The 19,563-nt window shown below is 57.1% G+C and carries 17 protein-coding genes; all 17 read left to right on the top strand.

Going from position 1 to position 19,563, the window contains the following annotated elements; translation table 11 throughout:
* Positions 1-203: 203 nt before the first annotated feature.
* Positions 204-1,340, top strand: a complete 1,137-nt coding sequence (locus BM205_RS13135; RefSeq protein WP_092415138.1) for a GGDEF domain-containing protein — start codon at positions 204-206, stop codon at positions 1,338-1,340.
* An 86-nt stretch (positions 1,341-1,426) separates the two neighbouring features.
* Entirely contained in the window at positions 1,427-2,443 is a 1,017-nt protein-coding gene (gene dusB, locus BM205_RS13140) for a tRNA dihydrouridine synthase DusB (RefSeq protein WP_092415140.1), read from the top strand.
* A 102-nt stretch (positions 2,444-2,545) separates the two neighbouring features.
* A complete protein-coding gene (locus BM205_RS13145; protein WP_014007929.1) occupies positions 2,546-2,779 on the top strand; it encodes a Fis family transcriptional regulator in 234 nt (77 codons plus the stop codon).
* Positions 2,780-2,981: 202 nt separating this feature from the next.
* Positions 2,982-4,547, top strand: a complete 1,566-nt coding sequence (gene purH / locus BM205_RS13150) for a bifunctional phosphoribosylaminoimidazolecarboxamide formyltransferase/IMP cyclohydrolase (RefSeq protein WP_092415456.1) — start codon at positions 2,982-2,984, stop codon at positions 4,545-4,547.
* Between the two features lie 61 nt (positions 4,548-4,608).
* Positions 4,609-5,151, top strand: coding sequence for a crossover junction endodeoxyribonuclease RuvC (ruvC, locus tag BM205_RS13155; protein WP_092415142.1), 543 nt, complete (start codon positions 4,609-4,611; stop codon positions 5,149-5,151).
* Positions 5,152-5,662: 511 nt separating this feature from the next.
* Complete coding sequence (gene mraZ, locus BM205_RS13160; RefSeq protein ID WP_061534628.1) at positions 5,663-6,091, top strand: division/cell wall cluster transcriptional repressor MraZ; 429 nt, start codon at positions 5,663-5,665, stop codon at positions 6,089-6,091.
* Between the two features lie 10 nt (positions 6,092-6,101).
* Positions 6,102-7,085, top strand: coding sequence for a 16S rRNA (cytosine(1402)-N(4))-methyltransferase RsmH (gene rsmH / locus BM205_RS13165; RefSeq protein ID WP_092415144.1), 984 nt, complete (start codon positions 6,102-6,104; stop codon positions 7,083-7,085).
* Positions 7,082-7,354 (top strand): cell division protein FtsL, encoded by a 273-nt coding sequence (gene ftsL / locus BM205_RS13170; RefSeq protein WP_092415146.1) that lies wholly within the window; start codon positions 7,082-7,084, stop codon positions 7,352-7,354. The genes rsmH and ftsL overlap by 4 nt, the downstream gene beginning before the upstream one ends.
* Complete coding sequence (locus BM205_RS13175; RefSeq protein ID WP_092415148.1) at positions 7,351-9,132, top strand: peptidoglycan D,D-transpeptidase FtsI family protein; 1,782 nt, start codon at positions 7,351-7,353, stop codon at positions 9,130-9,132. The genes ftsL and BM205_RS13175 overlap by 4 nt, the downstream gene beginning before the upstream one ends.
* Positions 9,132-10,670, top strand: a complete 1,539-nt coding sequence (locus tag BM205_RS13180) for a UDP-N-acetylmuramoyl-L-alanyl-D-glutamate--2,6-diaminopimelate ligase (protein ID WP_092415150.1) — start codon at positions 9,132-9,134, stop codon at positions 10,668-10,670. The genes BM205_RS13175 and BM205_RS13180 overlap by 1 nt, the downstream gene beginning before the upstream one ends.
* Positions 10,667-12,073 carry a UDP-N-acetylmuramoyl-tripeptide--D-alanyl-D-alanine ligase gene (gene murF / locus BM205_RS13185; protein WP_092415152.1) on the top strand — a complete coding sequence of 469 codons (1,407 nt, stop codon included), beginning with the start codon at positions 10,667-10,669 and terminating at the stop codon, positions 12,071-12,073. The genes BM205_RS13180 and murF overlap by 4 nt, the downstream gene beginning before the upstream one ends.
* 1 nt (position 12,074) lies before the next feature.
* Positions 12,075-13,244 (top strand): phospho-N-acetylmuramoyl-pentapeptide-transferase, encoded by a 1,170-nt coding sequence (gene mraY / locus BM205_RS13190; protein WP_092415154.1) that lies wholly within the window; start codon positions 12,075-12,077, stop codon positions 13,242-13,244.
* Positions 13,245-13,268: 24 nt separating this feature from the next.
* Entirely contained in the window at positions 13,269-14,795 is a 1,527-nt protein-coding gene (gene murD / locus BM205_RS13195; protein ID WP_092415156.1) for a UDP-N-acetylmuramoyl-L-alanine--D-glutamate ligase, read from the top strand.
* Entirely contained in the window at positions 14,792-16,027 is a 1,236-nt protein-coding gene (gene ftsW, locus BM205_RS13200; protein ID WP_092415157.1) for a putative lipid II flippase FtsW, read from the top strand. Before murD ends, ftsW begins: the two co-directional genes overlap by 4 nt.
* Entirely contained in the window at positions 16,024-17,121 is a 1,098-nt protein-coding gene (gene murG, locus BM205_RS13205) for an undecaprenyldiphospho-muramoylpentapeptide beta-N-acetylglucosaminyltransferase (protein WP_092415159.1), read from the top strand. The genes ftsW and murG overlap by 4 nt, the downstream gene beginning before the upstream one ends.
* The gene (gene murC / locus BM205_RS13210) at positions 17,118-18,524 is read left to right on the top strand and encodes a UDP-N-acetylmuramate--L-alanine ligase (protein WP_092415161.1); all 1,407 of its coding nucleotides are present in this window, start codon (positions 17,118-17,120) and stop codon (positions 18,522-18,524) included. The genes murG and murC overlap by 4 nt, the downstream gene beginning before the upstream one ends.
* A 14-nt stretch (positions 18,525-18,538) precedes the next feature.
* Positions 18,539-19,525, top strand: a complete 987-nt coding sequence (locus BM205_RS13215) for a D-alanine--D-alanine ligase (protein WP_092415163.1) — start codon at positions 18,539-18,541, stop codon at positions 19,523-19,525.
* The last annotated feature ends 38 nt before the right edge of the window (positions 19,526-19,563 follow it).

The following is a 19,563-nucleotide window of genomic DNA, read 5'->3' on the forward strand; positions in this document are numbered from 1 at the left end:
CAATAAATCGGGTAATAAGCCGATCAACAAAATGTTTGTTGCCAAGCGGAAATTATTGTGCTCATGCTTATGTTGGTGCTCAACTGCAAGATCAAATAATCGCTATTAATCTGTCTAAGCATCTGCAAAAACTGTTGCGATAAAAGCAGTGTGCTTGTGCTAATCTTGCTGATAAGAATTAAAACAACAGCGGGACTGCAAGCATGAAACTCAATCTCTTTCCCTCCTGGGCTCAGCGTGCCGCTGACCCTGAGCCATTGGTCGAAGGGACCACGGGGAAATCGGCCACGACCATGCCCTTGGCTGGCCCGTCACTGAATGACGAGCAGCTGGCGCTGGTTGGCGTGCTGCATCAACTGTTGCAAACCTTACCTCAAGCCTATAGCGGCCGCGAAAGCGTAAAGCGCCTGTGCCAAATGATTTTGCCTGCCAGCCCGCATATCCGGCTGGTATGGGTGGGATTTTGCCAGGACGACTCGGACGCCACGATCAGGCCGGCAGCGATTGTCGGCAAGGCGCTGGGCGAGTCTGATCAATGGCAGTTATCCAAGGATTGTTTTGATTACGCGGCGCCGTTTACCCAGGTTGCGGATTGGGATGCTGGCCACGACAGTGATTTCCACGCGCTGTTTGCGCCATGGCAATCGCACCCGGAGCGCTGTTCTGTCAAGGCCGCGCTAGCCATACCGCTGCGCTCGGAAAAGGCTCGCATGCACGGCATGATGGTGTTTTATGCGGATAGCCAGGATTATTTTTCAGAAACCGGGTTTGCTTCGTTTCAGGCGTTTGGCCATGTTTGCGAAGTGATCTGGAAGCAATCCAATTTGTCGCATTTGCTCACCCGCCAGGCGCAGCTCGATTCGCTGACCGGCTTGCTGACACGGCGCCGTATCGTGCATGTCTACGAAGAGGCGGTAGCCGCTACCGCCACGACTGCGGCTGAGGAGGCGTCGCCTTTGTCGATCCTGTATTGCCAACTGGACGATTTCCACAAGATCAACGATCTGTATGGCTGGGCGGTAGCCGACAATATCCTGGCGGCGTTTGCCAAAGATACCGGCGCACAGTTGCGCAAGACAGATAGCGGCGGGCGCTGGAACGCCACCGAATTCCTGTACGTGTTGCCGGCCACCGATACGGTAGATGCGGACAACCTGGCAGAGACGTTTCTCGCCCATTTCAAGAATCATCCGGTGAATATTGAAAACTGGTCGATCCGGCTCGCTTTATCGATAGGGGTTGCCACTTATGGCGCGGACGGCCGCGGACTGGACGAGTTGATTCATTACGCCATCCAGCATCTGCGCAGCTCCAATACCTTGTCCGAAGACGAACTTTGATATGTGCAAAAACCCGCGTGTGGTGGCAATCGGGATAAAATGACGCCTTTCCCCTTGTGATTTTATCCTGAGCTAGCGACGACGCCGTGAATATTGGCCCTTATTTCCTTCGTAACAATGTCTTTGTGGCACCTATGGCAGGTGTCACGGACAGACCGTTCCGGCAGCTTTGCAAAGAGCTGGGCGCCGGCTATGCGGTGTCGGAAATGGCCGCCTCCAATCCGCGTCTGTGGCAGACCGAGAAAACCTCACGCCGCATCAATCACGATGGCGAGATGGAGCCGCGCGCGGTGCAGATCGCCGGCGCCGATCCGCAGATGCTGGCCGAGTGCGCAAAATACAACGTCGATCACGGTGCGCAAATCATCGATATCAACATGGGATGCCCGGTCAAGAAAGTCTGCAACAGCTGGTGCGGTTCTGCTTTGTTGCAAGATGAGCAATTGGTGGCAAAAATTCTGGAAACGGTAGTTAACGCGGTCGACGTGCCGGTGACGCTGAAATTCCGCACCGGTTGGGACCGCTTGAATAAAAACGCTTTGAATATTGCCCGGCTGGCAGAAGCTAGCGGCATTGCCATGTTGACTCTGCATGGACGTACCCGGGCCGACGGTTATAGCGGCGACGCGGAATACCAGACTATTGCCGCAGTCAAGGCCGCAGTGTCGATCCCGGTGGTCGCCAACGGCGATATCACAACCCCGGAAAAAGCGCGGCAGGTGCTGGCGTTCACCAAGGCTGACGCCATCATGGTGGGCCGTGCAGCGCAAGGCCGGCCATGGATTTTCCGCGAGATCGAACATTATTTGCGTACCGGCGACTATTTGCCGGCGCCGCTGGTGACGGAAGTACAACACCTGATGGATGAACATCTGCGTGCGCACTATGGATTTTATGGGGATTACTTGGGGGTGCGTACCGCCCGCAAGCATATCGGCTGGTACGTGCGCGATTTGCCTGGTGGAGAGGTATTTCGGCAACGCATGAACCTGCTGGAAGATTGCGGCCAGCAACTGGCCGCAGTAAATAGCTTCTTCGAATCGCAGTTTGCGTTTGGGGAGCGGTTACAATACGGGGTGGCCGAGCAGATGCTGGCGGCCTGAATCAGATTAACAAAAAAAGGCTTGCCACGATTGCATCAGCTAGCTGTTGAAACGCCGCTGACGGAATTACGCAGGTCCTAAAAAAAAAGAACAGTAAAACGAATGAGCAAAGAAAGTATCCAAGACGTCGTCAAGCAAAGCCTGGAAAAATATTTCAAGGATCTTGGCGAACAACCGCCGTCGAACGTCTACGACATGGTGATTTCCACGGTTGAAAAACCGGTTTTGGAAGCTGTGATCGCGCGCGCCGAAGGTAATCAGTCGCATGCGGCTGAAATGTTGGGCATTAATCGCAATACCCTGCGCAAGAAATTGCAGCAGCATGGTCTTTTGTAAATTTGTAAAAACCGTAGGGACAGTTCCGGTACGCAGTTTCCATAATTAACTGAGCGACGCCGCATCAGCAGGCAACAGAATCAACATGCTGGCGGCAGGTTGCGGTTCCCTTCCAGGGATGCAGCGCTTTCCTCGACATGCGGTATTTGTCTGTTTCCTTTATCCGTTTCCCTTCCTGTCATTCACTTCCAGAGTTTTCATCATGATTAAACAAGCCCTCATTTCCGTATCCGATAAAACCGGGATACTTGATTTTGCAAAAGAATTGTCGGCGCTGGGCGTGAATATCCTGTCGACGGGCGGCACCGCAAAACTGCTGGCTGACAACGGCATCAAGGTGACCGAAGTGGCGGATTACACCGGTTTCCCGGAAATGCTCGACGGCCGTGTCAAGACCTTGCATCCGAAAGTACATGGCGGTATCCTGGCGCGCCGTGATTTCCCCGAGCATATGGCGGCGTTGGAGCAACATCAGATTCCGATGATCGACATGGTGGTCGTCAATCTCTACCCGTTCCAGCAAACCATCGCCAAGGAGCAGTGCTCGCTGGAGGACGCGATCGAGAATATCGATATCGGCGGTCCGGCAATGTTGCGCTCGTCAGCCAAGAATCATAAAGATGTGATCGTGCTGTGCGATCCGAGCGATTACGCCGGCGTGCTGGCTGAGCTGAAGGCGAATCAGGGTGAAGTCGGTTACGGCGCCAAATTTGCGCTGGCCAAGAAGGTGTTTGCGCATACCGCCCAATATGATGGCGCGATAACCAATTACTTCACTTCGCTGGGCGAAGACAAGCAACACGAAACCCGCAGCGCCTATCCGGCGACATTGAACCTGCATTTCGAAAAAGTACAGGAAATGCGTTACGGTGAGAATCCGCACCAGTCGGCAGCGTTTTACCGCGATACCCGGCATGTCGAAGGCGCTCTGGCCAACTACAAGCAGCTACAAGGCAAAGAGCTGTCGTACAACAATATTGCCGACGCTGATGCAGCGTGGGAATGCGTCAAGACTTTCAACGAAACCGCTTGCGTCATCATCAAGCATGCCAACCCTTGCGGCGTCGCCATCGGCAATAATCCGCTGGAAGCGTATAGCAAAGCCTTGCAAACCGATCCGACTTCAGCGTTTGGCGGCATCATCGCCTTTAATCAAGAGCTCGACGGCAATGCCGCCGAAGCGGTTGCCAAGCAATTCGTCGAAGTGATCATCGCACCATCTTTCACTGAACAAGCCAAGCAGGTTTTTGCCGCCAAGCAGAATGTGCGCTTGCTGGAAATTCCGCTGGACCATGACATCAATCAGTATGATTTCAAGCGCGTCGGCGGTGGTTTGCTGGTGCAATCGCCGGATGCGCGCAATGTCGCCCTGAGCGAGCTGAAAGTGGTCAGCAAGAAGCAGCCGACCCAACAGCAATTGCAGGATCTGATGTTTGCCTGGCGCGTCGCCAAGTTCGTCAAGTCCAACGCTATCGTGTTTTGCGGCAATGGCATGACGCTGGGTGTCGGCGCCGGCCAGATGAGCCGTGTGGATTCTGCCCGCATCGCCTCGATCAAGGCGCAAAACGCCGGTTTGTCGCTGGTTGGTTCGGCGGTGGCTTCGGATGCGTTTTTCCCGTTCCGCGACGGTCTGGATGTGGTGGTCAATGCCGGCGCTACTTGCGTAGTGCAGCCGGGCGGCTCAATGCGCGACCAGGAAGTAATCGATGCAGCCGATGAGCATGGCGTCGTCATGCTGCTAACCGGTACTCGTCACTTCCGTCACTAAGTAGCAACGACCGGCGCTTCGTGCTTGCCACGGCGAAGCGCTTCGGTCATCGTTTGGTTATATGAAAATCCTCGGTATCGACCCCGGTCTGCGGACCACCGGTTTTGGCATCATCGACAAGCAGGGCAACAAGCTCAGCTACGTTGCCTCGGGCACCATCAAGACCCCGGACGCGGATTTGCCGCAACGCCTCAAGGTGATTCTGGCCAGCGTGTCCGAAGTCATCCGCACCTATGCACCGGATTGCTCGGCGATCGAAAAAGTCTTCGTCAACGTTAACCCCCAATCGACGCTGTTGCTCGGGCAAGCTCGTGGCGCAGCGATTTGTGCGTTAGTGAGCGCAGATTTGCCGGTCGCCGAATATACCGCTCTGCAGATCAAACAAGCGGTCGCCGGCCATGGCAAGGCGCAAAAGCAGCAGGTGCAAGATATGGTGCAGCGGTTGTTGCAGTTACCCGGGCTGCCGGGCACCGATGCGGCCGACGCGCTGGCGGTCGCGATTTGTCATGCGCACAGCGGCGATACGCTGGCGCATCTGAGTGCGCTGGCGCCGGATCTGGCCAAGAAGGGTTTGCGGGTACGCGGTGGCCGGCTGATCGGATAATTGAAGCGTAGCTTGATTCGATGCGCTTCTGCTCTCGCTTCCGCTCCCGATTTCAGTGCATTATTCAGGATTGTTTTCTATTGTTACAGTAAGAATTAATACTATTTCGTCATCTGCAGCAGGTTATTCCGCATTATCAAGCCGCCTACTCCCTGCTTTATCTGTGATTTGTCTCATTTTGTTGATCCGAAGACTTTTCCAATTGTGAATCTTTGTTTCAGTAAAGTCGTGACAAACACATGTGTATATCTAAGAGCTGACATTTACAACTGCTGCTAAGTCCTTCATTTATTTAGTAATTCAATGTAAGAACATTCTCGGCGCATCATTAAATACCGGCGCTAAGTCATTGACTTTACTCGGATATTTTGTAATTGCCTGTTGCTAAATGGCTTGACCTAGAATAGTGCATCCTCTAAAGTGGGTGGAAGTGTGGAAAAGTGTTTTTTTGTGGGGCAATTTACTTGCTTGCAAAGACAATTTTCCAAGGTCAAATTAAGGAGCGTGTGCGGTGTTTCAAGGTGCGTCAGCATTAAATCTCGATGCAAAAGGACGGATGGCAGTGCCATCCAAGCATCGTGACGCGCTCACCGTTCAGTGTGAGGGGCGGTTGACGCTCACCAAGCACCCGCATGGCTGCCTGTTGTTATTTCCGCGCCCGACCTGGGAGAGCCATCGCGAGCAAATCGCGGCATGGCCGATGTCGGCGCGTGCCTGGCAGCGCATTTTCCTTGGCAACGCCTCCGATGTCGAGCTCGATTCCGCTGGCCGGATTCTGGTGGCGCCGGAGCTGCGCTCGGCGGTCGGCTTGACGCGCGAAGTCATGTTGCTAGGCATGGGAAGCCATTTCGAGATTTGGGATGCAGCCAAGCTGGCTGAAAGCGAGTCGCAAGCAGTTGCGGCTGGCATGCCCGAAGTGTTAAGCAATTTTTCGTTCTGACGGGCCGGCCATGAGTGAACCAGTGGTGCCCGAGTTCCAGCACCGCACCGTGTTATTGGATGAGGCGGTCGATGCGTTGGCGATTGTCGGTACGCGTGCGGATGGCATTTACGTTGACGGTACTTTCGGTCGTGGCGGGCATAGCCGCAAGATCTTGCAGAGCCTGGGGCCGCGCGGTCGCCTGATCGCCTTCGACAAGGATCCGCAGGCCATCGCCACCGCAAGTACGATCGCCGATCCGCGTTTCGAGATTGTGCACGACAGCTTCGCGACGATGGCGCAGGCGTTGCAGGAAAGAGGAATTCAACAAGTTGACGGCGTGCTGCTTGATCTGGGCATCTCGTCACCGCAGGTGGATGATGCCAGCCGGGGTTTCAGCTTTCGTGCTGACGGCCCGCTCGACATGCGCATGGATACGACGCGTGGCATGTCGGCAGCAGCATGGTTGGCAATAGCAGATGAACAAACAATCGGAAAGGTGGTACGTGATTATGGGGAAGAACGGTTTGCTGTTCAGATTGCAAAGGCGATTGTTGCTAGCCGGACAATCGAGCCCATCACTGGCACACGACAGCTTGCCAAGATCGTGGCAAACGCCGTCAAGACCCGTGAGAAAGGTAAAGACCCGGCCACCCGTACCTTTCAGGCTATTCGGATTTTCATCAATCAAGAGCTTGAAGAACTCGAGATAGTACTGGATCAGGCATTTCGGCAGATGGCCCAGCAAGGGAGATTAGTCGTGATCAGCTTTCATTCGCTGGAAGACCGGATCGTCAAGCAGTTCATGGCTTCCAAAGCCAGGCTGCCGCAGCCCGACCGTCGCCTGCCGATTCGTGCCGTCGATCTGCCGCAGCCGGAGTTGAAACTGGTGGCGAGGGTCAAGCCATCGGACGCTGAAGTCGCTGAAAATCCGCGCGCGCGTTCTGCCATCATGCGGGTCGGCGAGCGTCTGGCCGCTGCCGGAACTTCTACTGCCACCGGAGGCCAGGCATGAGCGGGCGCCTCAATTTCGTCCTCGCCTTGGCCCTGGTGCTGTGCGCATTGGCGCTGGTTAATTCACAATACCAGGCGCGTCAGCTATTCATCGAACTGGAACGGGCCGCTAGCCAGTCACGCCAGCTGGATATCGAGTGGGCGCAATTGCAGCTCGATCAGTCGACGCTGGGCAAGAACGCCAGGATTGAAGCCAGCGCTACGCGTGACTTGAACATGGTGCCGCTGACTGCCGCCCGTACCCAATATCTGACGGTGGGGGAAAAATGACGCGCAATCCCCCGCGCAGTTCACACACAGGACGGATTGCCGCTGGCAAAGGCGTGCCGTTTTCCGCCAGTCCGATGCTGAAAGTCAAGCTGCCGGTATGGCGCTCGCGGGTGGTGCTGTTCGCCATGTTCGCGGCCTTCCTGGCGCTGATCGTGCGGGCGCTGTGGTTGCAAGGGATCTCCACCGATTTTCTGCAAAAGCAGGGCGCTTCGCGCTATGCGCGTACGCTGGAGTTGCCGGCCACGCGCGGCAAGATTACCGATCGCAACGGCCAGGTGCTGGCGTCGTCGGTGCCGGTCAAGGCAATCTGGGCGATTCCTGACGACGTGCAGGCTGCACCGCCAGAGAAGTTGCAAGCCTTGGCAAAACTGCTCGACATGAGCTACGCCGAATTGAGCAAGAAACTCGACTCCGACCGCAATTTTGTCTACCTCAAGCGCCAGGTCGAGCAAGACATTTCCGACAAGATCATCAAGCTCGGCATCGAGGGTATCGAAACCCGCAAGGAATATAAGCGTTTCTATCCGGAAGGCGAGGTGGCGGCGCACGTGGTCGGGTTCACCAATGTGGAAGATGCCGGCCAGGACGGCATGGAACTGTCACAGCAGAAAACCCTGGCCGGCACCACTGGCAGCCGCCGCGTGATCAAAGATCGGCTCGGGCGCATTGTCGAGGATATCGAGGCGGTCAAGGAACCGCATGACGGCAAGGACCTGGTGTTGTCGATCGACAGCAAGATCCAGTACATCGCTTTCACCCAGTTGAAGGAAGCGGTGGAGCGAACCAAGGCCAAGGCCGGCGGTATCGTCGTGGTTGATGCGCGGACCGGTGAGGTGCTGGCATTGGCAAATCTGCCCAGCTATAACCCGAACGACCGCTCGGTGCTGACCGGCGCACAGCTGCGCAATCGGGTGATGACCGATACCTTCGAGCCTGGCTCAACCTTGAAACCGTTCACCGTTGCGCTCGCGCTCGACACCAATCGGGTCCAGGCGACTACGACTTTTCAGGTGCCGGACAAAATGACCATTGGCACTGCGACCGTAGGCGATTCCCATCCGCATCCGGTGTGGACCATGAGCGTCGCCCAGATTATCCAGAAGTCATCGAATATCGGCACCGCCAAGATAGCGCTGCAGATGCCGGCTGAAGAAATGTGGGAGATGTTCACTACCGTCGGTCTTGGACAGCAACCGAAATTCGGCTTCCCTGGCGCCGTCGCCGGTCGTGTGCGCCCTTTCAAATCATGGCGGCCGATTGAGCAGGCGACCATGAGCTACGGTCATGGTATCTCGGTATCCCTGATCCAGATGGCCCATGCCTATACGATTTTTGCGCGCAACGGCGACCTGATCCCGCTGTCATTCCAGAAAGTCACCGAGCCTCCAGTCGGCCAGCGAGTGGTTTCGGAAAAGACCGCGCTGACCATGCGCGCGATGCTGGAGCGCGTCACCGCGCCAGGCGGCACCGCGCCGAAAGCACAAGTCCCCGGCTATCGGGTAGGTGGAAAAACCGGTACCGCCTATAAGATTGAAGGCGGTAAATATGTCAAAAAATACATTGCCGATTTCGTCGGCTTCGCACCGGCTTCCGATCCGCGCCTGATTATTGCGGTCATGGTTGACGAGCCGTCTGTCGGTTCGCACTTCGGTGGTGACGTCGCGGCGCCGGTGTTCGCAACGGTTGCCGCTAACGCCTTGCGGGCACTGAACGTGCCGCCGGATTCCAGCGTCACCGACATCATCATCCCGACCGACGGTCCGCAGGAGGGCTTGTGATGAAATCCACGGCAAAGCAATTACAAGACATCCAGCAGTGGCTCAGCAGCGTTACCTCGGCTGGCGCTGAACTGGTGTCGGACTCACGCAAGGTAAAGACCGGCGACGTGTTTTTTGCTTATCCAGGCGATGCAGCGGACGGTCGCGCCTATATTGCGCAAGCGCTGAAAAACGGTGCAGTCGCGGTGCTGTACGAGAGTGAAAAATTTACCTGGGATGCCGCATGGAACGGGAGCATTCCCCATCGCGCGGTAAGCGGACTCAAGCAGCTTAGCGGCCAGATCGCCCATACTTATTACCGGCAAGCAGACAAAGACATGCTGGTGGTTGCCGTTACCGGCACCAATGGCAAGACATCGTGCACCCAATGGCTGGGGCACGCGCTGTCGCACCTGGGCCAGACTACCGGTGTTATCGGAACTCTGGGCACGGGAATATATAGCCATGGCCAGCGCGGTGAATTCGAAGAAACCGGCAATACCACGCCAGATGCAATGTTATTGCAACATGCGCTGAGCGAGATGCGTCAACAAGGTGTAGCAGCTCTGGCGATTGAAGCATCTTCGATCGGTCTGGAACAAGGGCGCATGAGCGGCATGCATGTCGACATTGCCTTGTTCACCAATTTCACGCGCGATCATCTGGATTACCACGGTGACGAACAGCATTACGAAGCCGCAAAACGCATATTGTTCGATTGGCCGGGATTGCAACAAGCCGTGATCAATCTCGACGATGCCATGGGCTTGCGCCTGGTGAGTCATTTGGCGCAAAAGCAACCAGCCGTTCCGGTGATCGGCTATACCTGCGAGGCGCTGACAGCGCCCGTTGGCGTTTCGGTGTTGCGCGCTTCGGCGATCCGCACCAACGCAAACGGCACCGCATTCCACCTCGATTCACCGTTCGGCTCGGCCCATGTCAAGACGCAGCTGGTAGGGCAATTCAATGTCAGCAATGCACTTGGCATTCTAGGCGTGTTGCTGGCCAGGGGTGTTGCCTGGGATGTCGCGGTGCACGCGATTGAACTGTTGGTTGCCGTGCCGGGTCGAATGCAGCAGTTCGGCGGGCATGATGCGCCGCTGATAGTTATCGATTATGCACATACGCCTGATGCGCTGGAAAAAACCTTGAATACCCTTCGCCAAGTCACGCAGCAACGCAACGGCGAATTGTGGTGCGTATTCGGTTGCGGCGGCGATCGCGATCCTGGCAAGCGGCCGCAGATGGGTGCTATCGCAGAACTTGCAGATCACGTCATCGTCACCAGCGACAATCCCCGCAACGAGGAACCGGGCGTCATCATCAGTCAGATTCTGGCCGGGATGAAAGCGCCGCAGGCCGCGCAGGCGCTGGAAGATCGCGCTGCCGCGATTCTGTGGGCGGTGCGGCACGCGGGCAAGGCAGATGTGGTCTTGCTGGCAGGTAAAGGTCATGAAACATATCAAGAAATAAAGGGAAAGAAATTGCCGTTTTTAGATGCCGACCATACCGCGCTGGCGCTTGCCGCACGGGCCACGATGAAAGGCGGCCACGCATGAACACCTCATTGCAGCAATTGCAATCGTGGCTGGGATTACCTGTCGTTGGCGCTGGCAGCCAGGTCGCGGTGAATGGTCTGTCCACGGATAGCCGCGCGGTGACGCCAGGTTCGCTGTTTGTCGCATTGCGTGGCGAGCGTTTCGACGCTCACGATTTTCTCGATCAGGTAGTTGCTCAAGGCGCTGCAGCGGTAGTGGTGGAACGCGCGCCAGCAACACTTACTGTACCGGCATTGCTGGTGGATGACACTCGGATTGCGCTTGGCACGATCGGGCAACGCTGGCGGCAGCAATTTACGCTGCCGTTGATTGCCGTCACCGGCAGTAACGGCAAGACCACTGTAAAAGAAATGATTGCCGCGATCCTGGTCGCGGCTTTTGGTATTGATAAATCGCTGGCGACGCGCGGCAATTTCAATAACGAAATTGGCGTTCCACTGACCTTGCTGCGGCTTGAGGCCGGTCATCAGGCCGCCGTGATTGAGCTGGGCATGAACCATCCCGGTGAAATTGCGCTGCTCACGGCGCTTGCCGAACCGACAGTGGCGCTGGTCAACAATGCACAGCGCGAGCATCAGGAGTTCATGGCGAGCGTAGCGGCGGTTGCCGAAGAAAACGGCAACGTGATCCGTGGCTTGTCGGCCAGCGGTATTGCCGTGTTCCCGGCAGATGATCCGTATACAGAGTTATGGCGTGGTTATGCCGCCGACAAGGCGGGCAGCATCAGCTTCGGCCTCACACCTGACGCCGATGTCAGCGCCAGTTACACCAAAGCGGCGAATGGTTTCGGCAGCGATTTGACGATCACCGCTGCGACTGCAGCAGGTTTGCAAAAATTTGCCGTGCAGCTGTCCGCCGCCGGTGAGCATAACGTACGCAACGCTCTAGCAGCCATCGCTTGCACCCTGGCGATCGGCATCGACATCGCGGCGATCAAGCGTGGCCTGGAATCGTTCGCACCGGTCAGTGGCCGTCTGCAGCGCAAATTGGCGCAAACCGCCGGTTGTGCCGGCGCGCTGGTGATCGACGACACCTATAACGCCAATCCGGATTCGATGAGGGCGGCAATCGATGTGCTGGCGCAGACCGCCGAGCCACGTTTGCTGGTGCTGGGCGATATGGGCGAAGTCGGCAACGAAGGATGCGAATTCCATCGGGAGATCGGTGCCTACGCCAAGCAACGCGGCATTACCCGCTTATTCACGCTGGGCGACATGGCGGTCGACGCTAGTGTCGCCTTCGGTCCGCAAGCACAACATTTCAACGACATCGCAGCGTTGCTAGCCGCGCTCGATGCCACCATGACACCGGACACCACGGTGCTGATCAAAGGGTCGCGTTTCATGAAAATGGAACGTGCTGTTCAGCATCTGGTCGGTACAAGTTCTGAAGGGGTTCACTAACATGCTGCTATGGCTGGCACAAAATTTCCAGCAGGATTTCAGTTTCCTGCGCGTCTTCAACTTCATCACCTTCCGCGCGGTGTTCGCGACGTTGACGGCGTTGATGATCGGCTTGATCGCGGGGCCTGGCGTGATCCGGATGCTGGCGCGCCTGAAAGTCGGGCAAGCGGTGCGTACCGACGGCCCGCAAACGCATTTGATCAAATCCGGCACGCCGACGATGGGTGGCGTGCTGATCCTGATTGCAATCGGCATTTCGACTTTGCTGTGGAGCGACCTGAGTAACCGTTTCGTCTGGATCGTACTGGTGGTCACGCTGGGTTTCGGCACCATCGGCTGGGTCGACGATTATCGTAAGGTGGTCTACAAGGATCCGAACGGCATGCGTTCGCGCGAGAAGTATTTCTGGCAATCCGTGATTGGCGTGGTGGCGGCGATTTACCTGGCGTTCTCGGTATCGGCGCCGAACAATACCCAGGTTTGGGACTTGTTCGTGGCCTGGGTCGAATCCGGTTTCAGCCTGGATCTGCCGCCGAAGGCCGACCTGATCGTACCGTTTTTCAAGACTGTCAGTTATCCGCTGGGTGTCTGGGGATTCATGGCGTTGACCTATTTCGTCATCGTCGGCACCAGCAACGCCGTCAACCTGACCGATGGCCTGGATGGCCTGGCGATCATGCCGACCGTGATGGTTGGAGCGGCGCTCGGACTATTCGCTTATTTGACCGGTAACGTGACGTTTGCCAAATATCTGCTGATCCCGCATATTCCCGGCGCCGGTGAACTGTTGATTTTCTGCGGCGCGATGGCCGGCGCCGGACTCGCTTTCCTTTGGTACAACGCCTATCCGGCCCAGGTATTCATGGGCGACGTCGGCGCACTGGCTTTGGGCGGCGCACTCGGTACTGTGGCGGTGATCGTGCGCCAGGAAATCGTGCTGTTCATTATGGGTGGTATTTTCGTGGTCGAAACTTTATCGGTCATGTTGCAGGTAATCTACTTCAAGTATACGAAGAAGCGTTTCGGCGTTGGCCGCCGCGTGTTGCTGATGGCGCCGTTGCACCATCACTATGAACAAAAAGGCTGGAAAGAAACGCAGGTCGTGGTGCGTTTCTGGATCATCTCGATGATGCTGGTGTTGTTTGGACTTTCAACGCTGAAGCTCAGGTAGTGTTTAGGAAGAAAGTAAGCGGTAATGGACTATACGGGTAAACATGTTCTGGTATTAGGGCTCGGAGAATCGGGCCTGGCATCCGCATTGTGGCTGGCACATTGCGGTGCGACCGTGCGCGTGGCCGATACGCGCAGTGCGCCGGAACGGCTGCCGTTGTTGCAACAGGCAATCCCGGCAGTGGAATTCATCGCCTCTGGCGAGGGCGGCGGTTTCGCTGCCAGCCTGCTCGATGGCATCGACTTTGTTGTGACCAGCCCGGGCCTGGCGCCGAACCGTGAGCTGAAAGATATCCAGTCCGCGTCGACCGACCGCGACATTCCGGTGTGGGGCGAAATCGAAGTGTTTGCGCAAGCCCTGGCGACATTGCGTGAGAGTCACGCCTATACACCGAAAGTGATTGCCATCACCGGTACCAATGGCAAAACCACTGTCACCAGCCTGACCGGTTTGCTGTGCGAACGCGCCGGCTTGACGGTGCAGGTGGCGGGTAACATCAGCCCGGCTGCGCTGGATGTATTGCGCAGTGCACTGGAGAAAGACGTCTTGCCGCAAGTCTGGGTGCTGGAACTGTCCAGTTTCCAATTGCATGCAACCTGCAACCTGCATGCTGATGCCGCGACCATCCTGAACATCACCCAGGATCACCTGGACTGGCACGGCGACATGGAATCCTATGTGGCCGACAAGGCGCGCATTTTCAGTGCCAATACCGTACGAGTGCTGAATCGTGACGATCCTCTGACGATGCAATTCAAGACTGGTAACAGTATCAGTTTTGGTTTTGACGAGCCGATTGAAGGCGATTGTTTTGGTCTGGTCAGCGATAACGGCATGCAATGGCTGTCGGTAGCTGTGCCAGGCGACGAAGAAGAACGAGTAGAGAAACGGCGCAGCAAGAAAGAACAACTTGCCCTGTTGCCGGTTTCAGTCAAACGCTTGATGCCGGCTGACGCCTTACGGATTCGTGGCCGCCACAATGCGGCCAACGCGCTGGCCGCATTGGCATTGTGCCGCGCGATTGACTTGCCATTTGCGCCATTGCTGCATGGTTTGCGCGAGTACCACGGCGAGCCGCATCGGGTCGAGTTGGTGACGACGATTGGCGGCGTTGAATATTACGACGACAGCAAAGGCACCAATGTTGGCGCCACGGTGGCGGCCTTGAACGGATTGGGGCGCGGTTCCGATGGCGACGGTAATGCCAGCCGGTTGTTGCTGATCGCAGGTGGCGATGGCAAAGGGCAGGACTTCGCACCGCTCGCCGCGCCGCTGGCCGCTTATGGCCGCGCACTGCTGTTGATCGGTCGCGATGGACCTGCAATTCGCGCCGCAGTGGAAAGCCATGCTGCCGGTCTCGACATCATTACCTGCACCACGCTGGAAGAGGCCGTAACGCGCGCTGCCGAGCTGGCGCATCCCGGCGATGCCGTGTTGCTGTCGCCGGCCTGCGCCAGTCTCGACATGTTCCGCAATTACGCCCATCGGGCGCAGGTATTCGTCGATGCGGTACGTGAACTGGCTCTGTCGCGCGGTGAGGTCGGACTATGAAATTCGCCTTTCCATCATTTTCAGCCAAGCCTGCGGCCAGTGCGCCGTCGCGGGCGCGCACGCTCGACAGCCAGAAACCTGGCGTCCAGCGTTCGAAAATGATGGAGTACGACCAGCCGCTGGTATGGGTGGTCGTATTGCTGATGCTGTTCGGGTTGGTGATGGTGTATTCGGCTTCGATCGCACTGCCGGATTCGCCCAAGTATGCGAATTACACGAATGCCCATTTCCTGATTCGGCAGGCGATCTTTATCTGCGTCTCGCTGGTTGCGGGATTGGTGACGTTCCGTATCCCGATTGCGACCTGGCAGCGCTGGGCGCCGTATCTGTTCGTGATTACCCTGATCTTGCTGGCCATGGTGCTGGTGCCCGGATTGGGGCGCGGCGTCAACGGCGCCAAGCGCTGGCTGTCGTTCCGGGTGTTCAATTTGCAACCGTCGGAATTGATGAAGCTGTTCATCGTCTTGTACGCAGCCAACTACACGGTGCGCAAACAGGAAGTGATGCACAAGCTGACCAAAGGGTTCTTGCCGATGACTGCCGCAGTCGGGCTGGTCGGTCTGTTGTTGATGCTGGAACCGGATTTGGGCGCGCTTGGTGTGATCGTTTGCATCGCCATGGGAATTTTGTTTTTGGGCGGGATTAACGGCATCTGGTTCGGCGGCATAGGCGCCATGCTGGCCGGCATGTTTACTTTGGTGATCTGGTTGTCGCCATGGCGGCGCGAGCGGATATTTGCTTATCTGAATCCATGGGCGGAAGAAAATGCCCTAGGCAAGGCTTACCAGTTGTCGCATTCGCTGATTGCATTCGGGCGCGGCGAGTTGTTTGGCGTCGGCTTGGGCGCCAGCGTCGAAAAATTGCACTATCTGCCGGAAGCGCATACCGACTTCTTGCTTGCCGTGATTGGCGAAGAACTGGGATTTGCCGGCGTGCTGGTGGTGGTCATGCTGTTTTACTGGATCATCAAGCGCGCGTTTGAAATCGGCCGCCAGGCGATCGCCATGGATCAGACTTTCGCCGGCCTGACCGCCAAGGGCATCGGCATCTGGATCGGCGTCCAGACTTTCATCAACATGGGCGTCAATCTGGGCTTGCTGCCGACCAAGGGCTTGACCTTGCCGCTGATGAGCTATGGTGGTTCCGGGGTGCTGATCAATTGCATCGGTTTGGCGATCTTGCTGCGTATCGATTACGAGAATCGGGTTCTGATGCGCGGAGGCCGGGCATGAACTCCAGCAAAAACAACGCAAAACGCTTGCTAATCATGGCGGCAGGAACCGGCGGTCACATATTCCCAGGCCTGGCGATTGCCGACACCATGCGCGCGCGCGGCTGGCAAGTGAGTTGGCTAGGCACCACCCATGGCATGGAGTGCGATCTGGTGCCGCAGCATGGCATCGAGATGGACAAGATTACTTTTTCCGGCTTGCGCGGCAAAGGTTTGGCGCATACGTTGGGCGGCGCCTGGCGCATGTTGCTGAGTTTTCCTGCATGCTTCCGTATCCTGGGCCGGCGCCAGGCCGATGTAGTGTTGGGCATGGGCGGTTATGTGACAGTGCCGGGCGGAGCAATGGCGCGTCTGCGCGGCGTGCCGTTGGTGCTGGTGAATGCCGATGCGGCTTTGCTGTTATCGAACAAGACCCTGACGCCGCTGGCGCAACGTGTGTTGTTCGGCTTTCCGGCAGATTTCGGACGTGCGGCGAGCAAAGCACTGGTCACCGGCAATCCGGTACGCAAGGAAATCCTGGCGTTGCCGTTGCCGGCAGAACGTTATAGCGGCCGCATCGGCCCGTTGCGTCTGCTGGTGGTGGGCGGCAGCCTGGGCGCCAAGGCGCTCAACGATTGTTTGCCGGCAGCCCTGGCTTTGATACCGGCCGATTTGCGGCCAAGCGTCACGCATCAATCCGGCAAACAGCATATCGATGCCTTGCGTAGCGCCTACGCAGCGGCGGGTGTAACGGCAGAGGTCGTGGCGTTTATCGACGATATGCCGCGCCGTTATGCCGATGCCGATCTGGTGATTTGCCGGGCCGGGGCGATCACGGTGTCGGAACTGACCGCAGCCGGCGTCGCCAGCGTACTGGTGCCGCTGGTGGCATCGACCACTTCGCACCAGCGTGACAATGCACGCTGGATGGCGACACAGAAAGCGGCGATTCATTTACCGCAAACCGACTTAAGCAAAGAGCGCCTGGCCGCGTTGTTGACGCGGATCTCGCGTCAGGACTGCCAAACGATGGCGCAGGCAGCATATGAAAACGGCCGGCGCGATGCCAATCAGGCGATCGCGCAGGTTCTTGAAGAATTAGCAGGTGACGTATGAAACATAAAGTTAAGAATATCCATTTTGTAGGTATCGGCGGCAGCGGCATGAGCGGCATCGCAGAGGTGCTGTTGAATCTCGGTTATACGATCTCTGGCTCCGATCTCGGCAGCAATGCGGCTACCCGGCGATTGGTAAGCCTGGGCGCCAAAATCAGCAAAGGTCATGCGGCGGCAAATATCGACCAGGCACATGCGATTGTCACTTCGACAGCGGTGCAAGCGGATAACCCGGAAGTAGTTGCTGCGCGTGAAAAGCATATTCCCATCGTGCCACGCGCAGTCATGCTGGCAGAGTTGATGCGCCTCAAGCGCGGCATCGCGATTGCCGGGACGCACGGCAAGACCACCACCACCAGCCTGGTGGCGAGTGTGCTGGCGCAAGGCGGCCTGGATCCGACTTTTGTGATCGGCGGCCGCCTCACCAGTGCCGGTGCTAACGCCAAACTGGGTTCCGGCGACTTTATCGTGGCCGAAGCCGATGAATCGGACGCTTCGTTCCTGAATCTGTCGCCAGTGATTGAGGTCATCACCAATATCGATGCGGATCATATGGATACCTATGATCACGATTTCAACAAACTGAAGCAGGCCTTTGTCGAATTTACCCAGCGCCTGCCATTTTATGGCGTGGCGGTGTTGTGCATGGATGATGCCAATGTGCGCGAAATCATGCCGCAGATTTCCAAGCTGATTACTACCTACGGATTCCATGAAGATGCTGATGTGCGCGCGATCGATGCCAAGGCAGTGGGTGGCCACATGCAATTCACGGTGATTCAAAAAGGTTTTGCGGCAATGCCGATCAGCCTGAATCAGCCGGGCATGCACAATGTCCAGAACGCTTGCGCGGCGATTGCGATTGCGCGCGAGCTTGGCGTCGCAGACACAGCGATTCAGCAAGCGCTGACAGAATTTAACGGCGTTGGCCGCCGCTTCACGCGCTACGGCGAGATCAAACTACAGGATGCCGCAGGCAAGCCAAACGGTGAATTCGCGCTGGTCGACGATTACGGCCATCATCCGGTAGAAACCGCGGCGACGATTTCCGCAGCGCGCGGCGCCTATCCGGGACGCCGTCTGGTGCTGGTATTCCAGCCGCATCGTTACACCCGTACCCGCGATCTGTTTGAAGATTTTGTAAAAGTACTGTCGACGGTTGACGTGCTGGTGCTGGCGGAGGTGTATGCCGCCGGCGAAGCGCCGATCGTGGCGGCCGATGGTCGCGCTCTGGCGCACGCCTTGCGGGTTGCCGGCATGGCCGAGCTGGTATTTGTAGAAGACATCAACGATATGCCGGCGTCGATTCTGAACATCGCGCGCGACGGCGACGTCGTGATGACCATGGGGGCAGGCTCGATTAGCGGAGTACCTGGCAAGTTGGCGCAACTGATAGAGCAATAGGCAAGAGTAAAGACATGAGCAAAAAAATGACAGGTCATCAATTCGGAAAAGTCGGCGTGCTGTTCGGCGGGCGTTCGGCCGAGCGCGAAGTCTCCATCATGTCTGGAACAGGCGTGTTGCAGGCCTTGAAAAGCCGTGGCATCGACGCCCATCTGTTTGATTCGGGCGAGCGTAGCCTGGCGGAACTGGCGGCGGAAAAATTTGATTGCGTCTTTATCGCCTTACACGGCCGCTATGGCGAAGACGGTACGATGCAAGGCGCGCTGGAACAGCTCGGCATCCCGTACACCGGTCCGGGCGTGATGGCATCTGCGATTGCGATGGACAAGGTCATGACCAAGCGTGTCTGGCAAAGCATGGCATTGCCGACACCGCGTTTTATCGTCCTGGATGCCCATAGCGCCACTCGCGAAGAATTGCGTCAGGTGCCGGATGTGCTGGGTTTGCCGCTGATGCTGAAAGCGCCGCATGAGGGATCGACCATCGGCATCAGCAAGGTCGCCGGTTATTCCGACATGAACGAAGGTTTTGCGTTATGCGCCAAATTCGATGAAGTGGTGCTGGCTGAAGAGTTCATCGCCGGACGCGAGTTGACGGTGCCGGTGTTGGGGGCCGGGCGTAATGCCCGCGCCTTGCCTGTCGTCGAGATTCGCGCGCCTGATGGCAATTACGATTATCAGCATAAATATTTTACCGACGACACCAAATATCTGTGCCCGGCGCCGTTGGACGAGGCCTTGACCCAGCGCATACAGTCGCTGGCGGTGCAGGCATTCAATGCTCTCGGATGCGAAGGCTGGGCTCGGGTCGATTTCATGTTGCGCTCATCGGATAACGAACCGTTCCTGCTGGAGATAAACACTTCGCCAGGGATGACCGGCCATTCGCTGGTGCCGATCGCGGCCAAGGCGAACGGTGTCAGTTACGAAGATTTGTGCGTCGAAATACTGAAATCGGCCTCGCTTGATTTGAAGCCGTCGAAAGACTGGAAGCCGGATTGATCCCGGTTCAGAAAGAAAGTTGAATATTTTTAAGAATT

This window comes from Collimonas sp. OK307, assembly GCF_900113705.1.
In the GTDB taxonomy this organism is placed as follows: Bacteria; Pseudomonadota; Gammaproteobacteria; order Burkholderiales; family Burkholderiaceae_D; genus Collimonas.